This is a genomic window from Campylobacter sp. RM12640 (assembly GCF_020137595.1).
In the GTDB taxonomy this organism is placed as follows: Bacteria; Campylobacterota; Campylobacteria; order Campylobacterales; family Campylobacteraceae; genus Campylobacter_E.
In genome coordinates this window covers 24,045-38,793 of the sequence record NZ_JACGAU010000017.1, presented here as the reverse complement: position 1 = coordinate 38,793, position 14,749 = coordinate 24,045, and the positions used below count along the sequence as shown (strand labels likewise).

Annotated in this window: 8 protein-coding genes and 2 pseudogenes; all 10 read right to left on the bottom strand. The window is 26.7% G+C overall.

Translation table 11 applies throughout. The features are described 5' to 3' along the window. A partial coding sequence (locus AVBRAN12640_RS07245; protein ID WP_336608824.1) for a hypothetical protein occupies positions 1–2,553 on the bottom strand: 2,553 nt, incomplete at its 3' end. 207 nt (positions 2,554–2,760) lie between these two features. Next, on the bottom strand, positions 2,761–3,072 hold the full coding sequence (locus tag AVBRAN12640_RS07240; RefSeq protein ID WP_214150360.1) for a DMT family transporter: 312 nt from the start codon (positions 3,070–3,072) through the stop codon (positions 2,761–2,763). A 37-nt stretch (positions 3,073–3,109) separates the two neighbouring features. After that, a pseudogene (locus AVBRAN12640_RS10050) lies at positions 3,110–3,607 on the bottom strand (methyl-accepting chemotaxis protein); the annotation flags it as partial. A gap of 360 nt (positions 3,608–3,967) precedes the next feature. Then, a pseudogene (locus AVBRAN12640_RS10045) lies at positions 3,968–4,654 on the bottom strand (cache domain-containing protein); the annotation flags it as partial. A 269-nt stretch (positions 4,655–4,923) separates the two neighbouring features. Then, the gene (locus AVBRAN12640_RS07230; protein WP_336608826.1) at positions 4,924–8,793 is read right to left on the bottom strand and encodes a hypothetical protein; all 3,870 of its coding nucleotides are present in this window, start codon (positions 8,791–8,793) and stop codon (positions 4,924–4,926) included. Between the two features lie 86 nt (positions 8,794–8,879). Beyond that, entirely contained in the window at positions 8,880–9,413 is a 534-nt protein-coding gene (gene mog / locus AVBRAN12640_RS07225) for a molybdopterin adenylyltransferase (RefSeq protein ID WP_336608827.1), read from the bottom strand. A 9-nt stretch (positions 9,414–9,422) separates the two neighbouring features. Continuing rightward, complete coding sequence (locus AVBRAN12640_RS07220) at positions 9,423–10,943, bottom strand: AAA family ATPase (protein WP_336608828.1); 1,521 nt, start codon at positions 10,941–10,943, stop codon at positions 9,423–9,425. After that, entirely contained in the window at positions 10,918–12,165 is a 1,248-nt protein-coding gene (gene mtaB / locus AVBRAN12640_RS07215; protein ID WP_442862255.1) for a tRNA (N(6)-L-threonylcarbamoyladenosine(37)-C(2))-methylthiotransferase MtaB, read from the bottom strand. The genes AVBRAN12640_RS07220 and mtaB overlap by 26 nt, the downstream gene beginning before the upstream one ends. Beyond that, positions 12,149–13,717 (bottom strand): mechanosensitive ion channel domain-containing protein, encoded by a 1,569-nt coding sequence (locus AVBRAN12640_RS07210; RefSeq protein WP_214118407.1) that lies wholly within the window; start codon positions 13,715–13,717, stop codon positions 12,149–12,151. The genes mtaB and AVBRAN12640_RS07210 overlap by 17 nt, the downstream gene beginning before the upstream one ends. Further along, positions 13,714–14,745 carry a 3-dehydroquinate synthase gene (gene aroB, locus AVBRAN12640_RS07205; protein ID WP_214118405.1) on the bottom strand — a complete coding sequence of 344 codons (1,032 nt, stop codon included), beginning with the start codon at positions 14,743–14,745 and terminating at the stop codon, positions 13,714–13,716. Before aroB ends, AVBRAN12640_RS07210 begins: the two co-directional genes overlap by 4 nt. Positions 14,746–14,749: the final 4 nt, after the last annotated feature.

Sequence of the window (14,749 nt, the reverse complement as noted above, 5' to 3'; positions counted from 1 at the left end):
GTTTAATTCCATATTATTTGTAGTATTAATACTGCCTTGAATAATTGTATTACTTGATTTAAAGTCGTTGCCTACTTGGAAATTTCCTGTGATGGTTTTTGTTTCTGTGCTAGTTGAGTTATCTATGCTAATATCATTTTTTACTATTACATTTGAAGCTTCTAGGTTAGTATTAGTTAAGCTTACATTACCTACTTCGTTTATATCACCTTTTATAGTTGAGTTTGTGATGATTACATCTTCTACTTCTTTACTACAACCTTCGTGTTCAAAACAAGTATTTCTATTGTCTTTTGTAATATTTCCATTAAGAGTAGAATTATCTATATAAACTTTTTGAGTTCCTTGGATATTTCCATTTAAAACTGAATTGTTTTTAAGATGAAGTTCGCCTGTTTCTACTGAACTATTAATAATTGAATTATCAATATTTAAAAAAGTGCCTATTTTATTAATTTTATAATATATAGCATTACTTGTAGAATTTAAATATTCTTGATTTAAAGTGGTAATCATAGGAGCAGTAATATTGCTATCTTTAATATCTATAACTTTTGCATATATCATATTATTTGCATTATTGTTTGTAATTGTAGTTTTTGTAAAGCTAAGATAGTCAGTCATATACTTAATAAGTGATGAATTATTATGTATACCTATTCCTACTTCTTTTAAACTTGAATTTGATATATTTACTTTATTGTTTACTAAAGAATCTGCCGAATTCTTTCTCCAAGCATTAATACTATTATTTGACATTTTGAGATTATTAATATCCAATGTTACATCATTCTCTACAAAGAAACCAAAATTATATTCTTTATCTTTGAAATCTTCTTTACCATCGAATTTTAAAGATTGTTCGGCAATAACCAAACCTTTTTCGTAAATAATATCAGATAATACTTTTTTATTTTCATCATTTAAATAAATATTAGCACCCTTTAAGGTTCCGCTGACACTACTTAAACCATCAAAATAAATTTTTCCACCTATAAAATCAGCATTTACTTTTGTATTATTAAAATAAGTATTTCCGAGATTTATGTTGCCTTGATATTCAGAATTATTAAATACATACTTATTATTATTTGATTTAATAGTACCCAAATTTGAAATTACTTTGGTGCTATTAAATTCTATATTATTAGCCAAGATAGAAATATTTTTATCAGTATTAACAATACTCCCACCATTAAAAACAACATTATCTAAAGTAGATGCTAAACCCACAGCTGTATTAGTTAGTTTTGAATTGTTAAAAGTGGTTGTATTAGTGTTAGAACTTGAAAAATTATTAATAGCAGTATTTATAAATTCACTATCATTAAATGTAGCACTAGCATTATTACCCAAAGTTATATGATGACCTGTTCCTTTTATATTTTCATTTTTAACTAAAATTCTATTAAAGGTATTATCTCCATTTAAATCAATTCTATTATTGCCAGAACTAAGAGCAACATCGCTAAATGTAACCCCATTTAATTGCATATGATTTCCGGTAGATTGTATATCTAATTTTTTATCAGCAGTTCCACTAGCAGTTGAATTTGTAATATTTAAATTCTTACTTGAAATATCAGCTTTTATAGTGCTATCACTTATATTTGTAGTTCCACTTATAATAGATTTGCTATTTATAATTGAGCCATTTGTAGCAGTTAGATTACCTGCATTTATACTTCCACTTATTTCTGAATTATCTAAAGTAACATTTGTATTAATAGCATTATTATTAACAGAAACACTATTAATATTAGCGTTAATGTTAGAATTATTTTTAATACTTATACTAGATGTATTTTGTAAAATTATTGAGCTATCATCAATAAAGGTAGAATCTATTTCAGCATTATTTTTAATTCTTATCTCTGTTCCAATAATAGATGAATTATTAATATTTAAATCTCTAGCAAAAATATTAGATGTTTTTTCATCTTGAGTTTTGTCAAATATAACACTTTCTAATGTTAATTTTGGCACATAAGGTCTTTGTGTTAATTTACTAGTTGAATTTATCTTTTCAAAACCCAACTGACTATCATGAATTAATGAATTTTTAATAACTAAAGCACCATTTGTATTATCTTCCGACCAAGCTTCTAATTTAACATCGCTAATTACTGAACCATCAAAAGTAACACTAGCAGTATCTTTAAGTAGATAATTAAAATTACTTGAATTCTTATTCCCTTGTAAATCAGTTTTAATAAAATTAACCACTCCATCAAAATCAACTCTACTATCTAAGTCTAACTTGCCATTAGTAATGCTTGCATTTTTAATATTTGTAGTTCCACCGGTTGAAGTTACTTTTAAATCTGTATAATTTTTAGCAGTAGTATTACCTATATTTAGTGTTCCACCAGTTTGATTAATAATTTTATCGGTTTCAGCTGCATTATAATTTTTATTGCTACTATTACTTACATTAATAGTATTACTTTGCACTAATGTATTAGCAGTGCTTGGAATAGTATCAGCAAGAGCTAAATTACCCCCCCCCGCTAATATAAAAGTTATTAAAGATAATTTTATAGTTCTATTCATTTTCTCCCCTAAAAAATAAATGAAAAATGCTTTATTATAGTTAAAAATCAATATATAAAGGTTAATCAATTACTAACAAAATGGGGGGGGGGTATTTATAAAATTAAAAATATTTTTAAATATTTTATATAAATATATTCTAAGTTATATAAATATTTATAAGATTTAATAAAATAAACAAATTATTAAAATATATCTTTTTTGATATCAACTTACAATTTTAATTCCAACTAACCCTATTAATATAAGACTTAAAAACATAAGTTTTAAAAAGCTAATACTATCATTAAAAATCATAATCCCAATCAAAGCCGTTCCTAACCCACCAATACCAGTCCATACAATATAAGCTGTGCTGATAGGAATATTTTTTTGCGCTAAATACAAAAATAACCCGCTAAGCCCCATTGATACTATAGAAAACACTATCCATATTTTTGAGCCATTACTAGCTAATTTAAAGCCAATAGGCCAACCAATCTCAAAAGCACCTGCTAAGATTAAGTATATCCAAGACATTAAAACTCCTTAAATACAAAATCTTAGCAAGAATATATTATGATTTAAATTCGCTTAATTTTTTATCTAATTCTTCGCTGATATTAGTTAATTGACTTGCAGCTTTTGCTATTTCTTCTACACTTCTTGCGTTTTCATTAGTAATTTTTGCAATTTGCGAAACTTCATTTAAAATATCTTCAATTTGTTTGCTAGCGTTAATATAATTATCCACAGTCTTATCGCTACTAATTATTGCTTCTTTTAATTTTTGTTCCATATTTTTAATTAGCTCTTCACTACCATTTGCAACATTTGTTAGATTGCCAATTTGCTTAGAGTTATCACTCATTTGCTCGCTTGCATCTTTAATACCTTGAACTATAACACTTATTGTTGCATTTATTTCACTAAGGCTTTTTTGAGTTCTTTCTGCTAGGCTTCTTACTTCATCAGCTACTACGGCAAATCCTCTACCATGCTCTCCTGCACGTGCTGCTTCAATTGCAGCATTTAATGCAAGTAAGTTAGTCTGGTCTGCTACATCATTAATTATTTCTAAAATAGATTTAACATTATCAGCATCACGGCTTAATTGCTCAATCTTACTAGCTAAAGCACTTTCTATACTAGCACTTCTATCTATTTCATCTGTTAAAGAGCTAATTGTATTAATTGTTTCGTGAATACTATCAGTGCTATCTCTTAGCTCATTTTTACTATCATTAGCACTATTTATACCTGATGATAAACTATCCTTAGTTAATTTACCTTCTTCAACAACATTTTCAACTATATTAAAACTTTCTTCACTTCTTTTTCCTGTTTGCATACTAACACTACTAAGCTCGGCTGCTATTGTTTTGTTTTCATAAGATATTTGTTTTACTTCGTTAATTAAAATTCTAATCTTACCGATAAAATCATTTATAGCTTTACTAGCACTTGCTATTTCATCTTTGCCTTTTATCTCTAAAAGTTTAGTTAAATCCCCATCTCCTTTAGATAAATCATAAGCTTTTTGGGTTAGTTCATTTAATGGTTTGCTAATCCAAATTCTAATAACAATCAGCCATAAAGCAAGAATAATAATACATAAAATAACTGCAAATACAGAATAGTTTAAAACAACTTCATTTTTCTTATCTAATACTTTTGCACTAATTTCTGCTATTTCTTCTTTAGCTTCTACTAAGTAAATTACGCTTATATATACATAATCATTAAAACTATCTTTTTCTACATAATACACCACATCTCTTTCTGGTCTTGTCTTATCAGCTTTCATATGGGTTGTTACAAATCCACCACCATTATTTGCTGTTTGAATTATTTCTTGTATGTATAATTTACCATTAGAATCTTTTTTATTATAAGCATTTTCACCAATTCTATCTTTTAGATAGTGCATTACATATTCGCCTTTTTTATTAATTACAAATAAATTAACAGAGCGATTTTTTAAGTCTAATTCACTTAAAAATGTAAGAATATTTTTATTATAACTTTCTTGATTTTCACTTGTTGAATGAATTTTTTTAGACATTGAAGTAATTAAGCTAGTAATACTAACTGCTGTTTTTTTCGCATCATCAACACTCATATTATCAAGAGCTTCTTGAGCGATATTGTCTAATTCATTCATACCTTTACTAGCTACTAAAATAGCACTTAAATTAATAATCAGTAATGAAACAAAAGCAAATAAAGTAATTTTGTAAGATAATTTCATATAGCTCCTTTAATATTTTAATAATTAAAATCGCTAATTCTATTTATGCTAAGTTAAAATAATGTTAAAAAATAGTAAATAAATTAATAAGAAATATATGTTAAAAATAAAAGCCCTTAGATAAACTAAGGGCTAAATAATTATTTTACAAATTCAATTGTAAATGTAGCGTCAGAATTTAAGTAACTATTGGCTTTTGTTGGATCAATTCTAAATCTTAAAGTATCTTTAAAATATTGATTACTTTCTACACTGCTTGGAATATTATATGTATCTCCACTAAATGTAGTTTTTGAATAATCACTAGTAAAGGTAAAATCACCCTTAGCTCCATTAAATAATTTTGTAAAATCTTTAATATTAGCGTTTGGAACTTTAACAAATTTATTATTATCATATTTAAACACCCCAGCGTTGTCATAATTGATAACCAATGATTTGTCTTTAGTTTCTTTTAAATCCTTAAAGAACATTCCTGTATAAGCAAATTCGTATGAATTTGTCAAGATATTAGGATATTTTAATGGTTTAGAGTTTTTAAATTTTACTTCAGCATTTGCTCCAGTTATTTTAAATACAGGGTCTAAATTAGGCTTAGTGCCTGTATTTTTTAAATAACCAATTTTGAAATTGATTTTACCAAAGTCTTTTGCATCAAAATTATTTTCATCATAATCACTTAATTTTGCACCTTGAAGTTCTACTAATTTTTCATCAAAAGTCTTATTTAGATTATTTATGCTAAACTCACCTATCTTGCTAGTTGCTGTAATATCTAATGTAGTATTAAGTGGATCTACCTTTATAATCATTTTATTTAAATCAGGTACTTTACTGTAATCTAAAACCAATTTTAATTCTGCTTCATTATCGCTAAATTTTTTATAAAAATATTCATTAGCATTTTTGCTTGTGATTTGTAATGGGATAGTTAATCTTTCACTATCATTATCGCTAAATGGAACATAATTAACAAAATTTTTATTTGTTACATTTGGGATCTTTACATTTTCATTCTTGTCTTTTTCTAAGCCTAATGTCTCATCTGCTATAAAATTAACAGTAAGTTCATTACCTGGAGTTTGGCAGTTAATTTTACCATCTGAATTAATCTTATTAGCATTAGTAATATCTACAGCAGCGTTAGAATTTACGCATAAATCTTGCTCTAAATCTCCTATAGTAAATTTGTTTTCAGAGAATGCTATTTGAGCGTCTGTTACTAAAGGAAACACGGTTTTTATATCAAAATTACCATTTGTTTTATTAAAATCAACAAATGTTCTACTAGCAGCTTTTGAGCCAACTTGATTTAATTGAACTGAGTTTTTATCTTCTAAATAGAATTTCTTAACACTACCTTTTGAATCACTTACTTTTAATTCTGCAACACTAATTCCAAATCTATCATCTTTTAAATCCGCAGTGAAAGTTACATTATTGTTTGGATATTTTTTATCTTCTTTACCTGCTTTTTTATCAAATGTATCAAGTGTGCCTACTTTATAAGTAATGCTATCTGGTCTAATTGAGAATGTATTTGAACTTCTATCGCCTAATACTGAACATTCTTCAAAAGTGCTATCGTATTCTGCAATTTCGTATCTATATTGATAATTTTGATTTACAGCTAATTTATCTTTTAAATGTAAAACCATTTTGTTATCAATTGGATAATAACCTTTACATTCTGTAATTGATTTTGAAAGTTTTTGAGTTCCGTTATAAATATCTGCATTTAACTCATCAGAACCATTATAAAACTTAATGTATTGTTTATAAAGAACTTTAACATCTGGTTTTGTAAAGCCTAAATATATATCTTGGCTACTTGTTCTTGTATAAATCTTATCAGCTACCTTTGTATTTGAAGCAATTTTATTATTTTCTAATATTTTAGTAGCATCAATATTATTATAAGCTGTTCCAAAATTAATACCATTTGGCATTTCACTATGACCTAAGATAATTTCTACACTACCCTTTGGAGCACCTTTTACAATATCAACACCTGAAGCTTGAAACATTGGTCTAAGATAACTTCTAGTTACATCTTTAACAACACAATTTCCACTTGTTTTTGGACACTCTTCTTCTCTATTAGTTTCTGTTATTTGCTCCATAATCTCTAAAGGTTTAAATGTAAATTTATAAACATTACCTTTTAATAAATCATTATCATCAATTTTAGCTAGTTTTTTGAATGTATCTTTTGTAAATTTTAATCCAAAACCAGTTATGTTTTCTTTCTGAACTAACTCAAAATGCTCGTTAGTTGAAATCACTTCTGCTTTAGAATCTACTGCACCATTCGCATCTGCCATTCTTTGCTTTGTCAATTGAAAACTTGTTAAATAATATTTAACTGAAATATTATTTGCTTTTCTATCTTCAGCGTTAAATGGAGTTTTATAGTTATTTAAAGCAATATATACATCATCTAAATTAGTAACTTTTAAAGGTTTGCTATCTTTTTTATCAGTTTGATTTGCTTCATTTGTGATTTGATAATAATCAGCATCAGGAATAAATTTCACTCTTAAATTAGTTACAATTGTATTATTTTCATCAGTATTGCTTGGAAGATATTGTAATGATGGTCTAACATTCACACTAAAATTATAAGTGCTACCTTCACTATCAAAAATACCCTTATGTGTATCATTTGGTTTATGAATACTAAACATATAGTTTCTTCTTGCAATTTCTTTTGCATCATCTTTCCTATAATCTAATTCATTTCTCCAATCAAAATAATAAGCTCTACTTAGATAAGAGCTATAATTTTCTAAATCATAATTATAACATTTACTAACGCCACCAGCATAATCATTAACACGATTGCCAGCTGCATTATCATTATAATCAGCAAAATAATCATTTGAACTATAAGGCTTAATTTTTGAATTCTTTAAAATTATGGCTTCTAAAGCTCTGTTTTTAGCAAAAATATTAGGATTATTGTTTAATTCTAAATATTTATTATAAACATCACAAACACCTAATACTACAGAGTTATTATAATTTTCATTAACAAAAATTAATTTGTTTGTATCCCAAGAAGCAATACTATGAGTTGTTAAGCTACCATTTGATAAGCTAGAACAACCTTTCATACCTGATACATCACTAGCGTTAGTTCTATCGCCAACAATATTTGAGAAGTTTCTATATACCCAACCGTTGTTTCCTGCAAACTCATTTTGGTCTAATAAATACACTAAATATTGACTATTTTTATAAGTTGGACTACTTGAAACTACAACCCTACCTGTCGTATTTACTTTAAATTCTTTATAAAAATCTTGAACAATTTTTTTATCTCTATTTTTTAGACTAGATTTTAAATTTATATTACCGATTCCGTATTCTTTATTATTAATTAATTCTTGAACTACAGGTGCCTTAAATCCTACTGCAGAGTAATACGGGTCATAATCAATATCATCTAGACTTTTACCAGCATAATTGTTAATATAATTTAATTCTGCCTCAAGAACTTTTTTGCATACTTCTTTAGTGTTGGAATCAGCCAATTTTTTCTTAATAACATTATCTCTATAACTATTAACAAAGCTACTAGCTTCACTATAAGGTGTATATTTTACAGCCATTTTGTAAGCTGAATACATTCTAGCATCAAAATAGCTAACTCCACATTGTCTTAATGCTTCATATCTAACCTTTTCTGGGTTTTTAACAACATCGCCTTTTTGAGTTAAGATATTTATTAAATGGAAATAGCTCGAATGCTCTGTAAGTCCAACATTACTATCTGCTTTACAATGAAAATAAATATCATCATTAAATTTTCTCAATTTAGTGCAATCATTCAAACCATCTACAGTTCTATTACTTGTTTTTAAATCCACACACTTATCTAAGTGTCCTTGATGTCCTTGCGGAGTATCACCACTCGCTATACCTATTTGTAATGGCGTTCTATTCTCTGCATTTGCATAAGAAAAAGCCGATAATAATACTAATGAAAACACAATTTTCCTATTCATATTATTCTCCTTAAAAAATTAAAGTTCTAAATTATAATTTTTTTTATTAAATAATTATTGCACTTGTGTGCATTTTTGAATATTTTTTACTTACTTTTAGGTCTAAATACCTTTGGTGCATTTTCACTCTCATTTATATAACTTGCATTCATTAAGTCTAGGCAATATGGTATCGCAGGAAAAATAGGCTCTATACATTCACGAATTGCTTTTGGCTTACCTGGAAGATTAATTATTAGAGTTTTACCCCTTGTCCCTGCTAATTGACGGCTTAGGATTGCTGTTGGGACAATCTTAAGTGAGCTTGCACGCATTAATTCTCCAAAGCCTGGTAATTCACGCTCGATTGCTTTTTTTGTTGCTTCTGGTGTAACATCTCTTAAAGCTGGTCCTGTTCCACCTGTGGTAAATACCAAATCGCATTCAAATTCATCAGCCATTTTAATAATCTCATTTGTAATTAGTTCTTCTTCATCAGGGATTAATGAGTATTTAAAATCAATTTCATTTAATAAATATTCTTGCATAATTTTTCTAATCTCTGCTCCACTAATATCTTCATAAACTCCTGCACTTGCTCTATCTGAACTCGTAATTATCCCTATTTTTATATTATCCATTTTTATCCTTTAAAAAAATATTTCTTTATTTAAAAGCAATTCATTTGCTGTATTTTTAATCTCTTCTTCATAAGCTTTTAAATATTCTTTACATTCTTCTTCTAAAGATGATATTTCAAATTCCACATAAAATTTGCTTAATTCTTGTATTTTATCTCTATCTTTAGAAAAATTATTGTAATTTTCGCCTAAAAATAATTCATTTGCTAACATTCCTGATAAAAGAATTTTGATTTCGTTTTTTATTTCTGAAAATGATTTTATATGCTCGTTTGGATAAAAATACTCAAATGTAAATAAATTAGCATAAATTAAATTCGCATCACAAATCTTTGCCATAGTGATTTTACCTGCTTGATAAATAGCTTGAATATATTGCTCGTTTTCGCTTAATTCTAAATCTTCGCTAATTCCGTGTTTTATCACTAAAATTTCATTTATTATTTCTCTTTCGCTTAATCTATCTCTTAGCAACAATTCATTTTCTAAGCTTTTAAAAGAAGCCCCGCTAAAACCTTTTGAAATATAAGCTAAATAATCTAAATTAAAATCAGAACTTATTAAATCTTTTTTAACAAGTTGTTTAAAGAACTCTATTCTGTCGCTATAATTTGGTAAGGTAAAATGAATTTTTTTATCAAATCTTCTAAGTAAAGCTGTATCTAAAACATCAGCTCTATTTGTAGCAGCAATTACTAAGACATTTTTAAGCTCTGAAAAGCCGTCTATTTGGGTCAGCAATTCATTAAGCGTATTTTCGCTATCGTTTGCTAAAGCATTGCCACGCTGCTTTCCAAGTGCGTCAATTTCATCAATAAACACTATGCAAGGTGCTAATTTTTTAGCATTTGCGAACAATTCTCTAACCCTTTTTGCTCCAAGACCTACAAAAATTTCATTAAAGCTGCTTGCACTTTGGTATAAAAAATTAACCCCACACTCATTTGCTAAAGCTCTTGCTAACATAGTCTTACCTACTCCACTAGCACCTGTTAATAAAACTCCTTTTATTAAGCAAGGATTGTTGGTTTTAAAAATAGAGCTTAATTTTCTTAATTCTTCTTTGGCTTTAAACTGACCTATAACATCATTAAAATTACTATCTGTTTTGATAACAAATCTAAATTCAGGTTTTAAGACATTATTAATTGGATGATTTGATATGCCTTGTTTTGTGCTAAGATTTCTTAAGTATATTAGATAATAAATAAAAATTATTATCATAATAAAAACTAAAATTATTGAATAATCAAATTCTGTTTTATTTTCTACGCTTTTGTATTTTAAGATTTTTTTGATTATTTCTTCATCAGCTAGAATTTTATAATCTTTATCATTTATTGAAAAATAAAGCATATTTTCATAAATGTAAGCGTTTGAAATATTTTTTAATTCTAATGATGAAAACTCATTTAAAGATATATTTTGCTCTTTTTTACTTAGCGAAAATATTCCTAAAGCTATAATTGCAAGAATTATGCAAGCGATTATTATTTTGATATTTTTAGTAAATGGCTTTATTTTTGTCAATTTCTACCTCGTAATCTTTAATATTTATCCAAGTTTTTAATAAGTCTTTATCTGATTTGATTTTAATTAGATTAAAATATTGGTCGTATCCTTGATAATAGCCGTCTTTAAACTGCTCTACTAATACTATTAAATCTTTTTGATTTTTTCTAAATTCATAATTTTTTAATCTAGTAATTTCTTTAATCTCATTTAATCTTTGCTTTGAGATATTTTTATCAACTTCGCCTAAAGTCTTTGCTAATTCTACGCTTTTTGTCCCGTCTCTTTTAGAATACACAAAAGCGTGAAGATGAGTTATTGGAAATTTTTTAAAATTATTAATAGCATCAGCCCATATTTCATCGCTCTCACCTGGATGACCTACTATATAATCAGTGCCTAAGGCATAACCTTTATTAGCTAAATATTCAAATAATTCTAAGTCTTTATAAGCTTTATTTCTTCTTTGCATTAGTTTTAGCATTTTTTCATTTGTGTGTTGTAAGGCTATGTGAAGATGTTTTTCAATAAAATCTTCGTCTAATAATTCTTTAAACTCATCATCAATTTGAACCGGCTCAATGCTACCTAAACGAACTCTTTTAATCCCATTTATTTTGCTAATTTCTTTAAGCAATTTTGCTAAAGATAGATTTAAATCTTTTCCGTAACTACCTATATTTGTGCCTGTTAAAACTACTTCTTTATAACCATTATTAGCTAAGGTTTTTATCTGATTTATAATTTGCTCTAATTTTAGGCTTCTAGCCCCGCCCCTTACACTAGGAATAATACAATAAGAACAAGCAAAATCGCAGCCTTCTTGGATTTTAACAAATGCTTTTGTGTGGTTTTCGTAATTGCTTACTATTTTTTCATCTATGAAATTTAAATTTCCTAAATCAAATTCCTTTGGATTTAGTATGAACTTATTTATATTTGATTTTAAAGACGCACCCATTACACCATCTACTATTTTGCTATCATATAAGCCTTTGCCAATACTTGCCGCAGCACAACCTGTTAAGATGAATTTAGTATTTGGATTATGATTTTTAATATGTCTTATATATTGTTTTAAGCCTAAATCAGCTTGATTAGTAACCGTGCAAGAATTAATTACTATCATATCAGCTTGTAATTCATCATTTATTATTTCATTATCTTTTATGTAGCTTTTGATTAGTTCGCTATCGTAAATATTGGTTCTACAACCAAAAGTTTTAATATATATTTTCATTATTATCCTTTAAAAATGGCTGATTATTTCTTTTATCCATATAAATAGTTTGTGATGGGAAAGCTAATTTTATATCATCACTTGCTTTTAATCTTTTAATAATTTCTTCACTTACTATTGAACGCATTTTAAGAGCTTCTCTTGAATTTGTCATATACCAAATAGATATTTTAATCCCGTATTGCTCTAGCATTACGAATAGTTTTGGGTCTGTTCCTGAATTTTTCATTTGATAATGATTTCTCATTTTTTGAATTGCTTTTTTTGCACTATCGCTGAATGCTTGAGTATGAGAACTAGCTGATTCTAAAATTATTTGTTTTGCCTTTTCAAGATTGCTTGAAAAATCTATTACTATATCTATTCCATCCCAAACTGTTTTCATATAAGAATAATTATAATTTGATATTAATTCTGTGAAAATATAGTGATTTGGTATGTAAATAATTCTTCCAGCACGACGATTTGTCAAAAAAGTAGTATATGTAACATCTTCGTATATAGTCATCTTAAGTAAAGAAATATCAATAATATCTCCTACATAAGTAACTCCATTTTTACTAACCTTTACCCTATCACCTACATGAAAGCCACCACCAAATTGTAAAGTGGCCCAACCAAGTAAGCTCATAAACATATCTTTCATAGCAATAGCAAGACCAGCTGATGCAAATCCTAATACACTTACTAAATAGCTTATATTTTCAACAAAATAAAATATAGAAAACATAGAAACAATAATAAAAGTAAAAATATTTAAAATCTTGAAAGAAGTATAAACTTTATCTTTATCATCAACATATTTTCTAAGCATCAAACCTAATAAATACCTAGCAATAAATATACAAATAATAATTGCTATAAAAAATATAGCACTATCATATTGCTTTTTTATATCGTTATTTATAAGCTTAATTGTGTTATTTGCCTTAACTTTAAATATCTCAAAAGCATTTGTGATATTTTCTAAAGCGCTTTTATAATCATTTAATTCTTTTATAGAATATACTAATTCTTGACTTAAATTCTCACTTGGCTCAATGTCATATAGTTCTTGTAAAAGCTTTGTTTTCTTATCTATTTTAGATACTAATGTAGTAAAATCTTTTAACTTTATTTCATATTCTTTTTTCTCATTAGCTAATTCTTTACGCTCTGATAAACCTTCAATAACTAAATAAATATTTGAAATCTTTTTATATTCAGTAGGCTCACTTGGTAGATTTAAATATTTTACTACGCTGTAGCTTTCATAATCTTTTAATACACTTAGTTTATCTTCAAGTGATTTTATGGTATTTTCTAATTGTTCTTTTTGAGTTTTTTTAGCTTTTAATAAATTTTCATTTGCTTCTTTTAATTCATTTTTTAATCTTAAATATTCTTGATAATTTTTATAATTTTTTATAGTGATATTGTCTTTTAATTCATTATTTATAATATGCAATTTTTCTTTGACAGAATACACGCCCTCAAGGTTTTTTGTAAATTCTTCTGTATTTTCTGCATAAATAAAAGTTACAAAAACAAAAAAAGCTAATAAAAATCTCATTCAAATTCCCTTAAAACTTTTAATATTTCATCTTTTGAAATATCATTTTTAATAATGCTTAAATCTTCTTTGCTAGGTAAAATAAAGTTGATTTTTCCACTTAGAGTTTTTTTGTCTTGAAAAAATCCTTCATAGAATTTAGAAGATGAATTGATTTTATAAAATGTAGGTAGATTAAAATTCTTTAAAGTATTTAAAATACTTATTTCAAATTCTTTTGAAATTAAACCTAAGTTACAAGCCAATTTATTAGCCATAACCATACCAATAGCAACAGCTTCTCCGTGTAAATAGCCTTTATAATTCGTCTCATTTTCTATAACATGAGCAAAAGTATGACCATAATTTAGTTTCATTCTAAGATTATCTTCAAACTCATCATTTATTACCACATTTGCTTTAATTTTTATTGATTTTTCTACAAATTCTAAGATATTATCAAAAATATCATCAAAACTTAATTTGCTTAATTTGTTATAAAAATCCAAATCAAAACAAACAGCCATTTTAATAACTTCAGCCATAGCAGCACTTAATTCAGCCTTTTTTAAAGTCTTAAAATAATTTGTGAAAATATAAACAGCACTAGGTTGCTTGAATGTGCCTATTAGATTTTTGCCATAAGCATTGTTTATGCCTGTTTTGCCACCTACTGCTGCATCAACACTAGCAAGTAAGGTTGTAGCTATATTTATATGTTTTATTCCACGCTTATAAATACTAGCTACAAAGCCACCAATATCGCTAATTACCCCACCGCCAAGATTAATTAGCAAATCACTTCTACTAATTTCAGCCTTAAATAGTTCTTCTAAAATATAATTAACGCTTTCTTGATTTTTGTATTCTTCTCCATCTGGTATAACTATTATCGCTTTTGGTTGTTTTCCTATTTTTTGTAAAACATCATTTAAGTATAGTTTTTCTAAAGTTGTATTAGTTAAAATTACATAATCTTTATTTATTTTTAATTCTTCATCTATATAAACTTTATATGCTTTATCTTTTAAATCAATATCTATTACCATAACC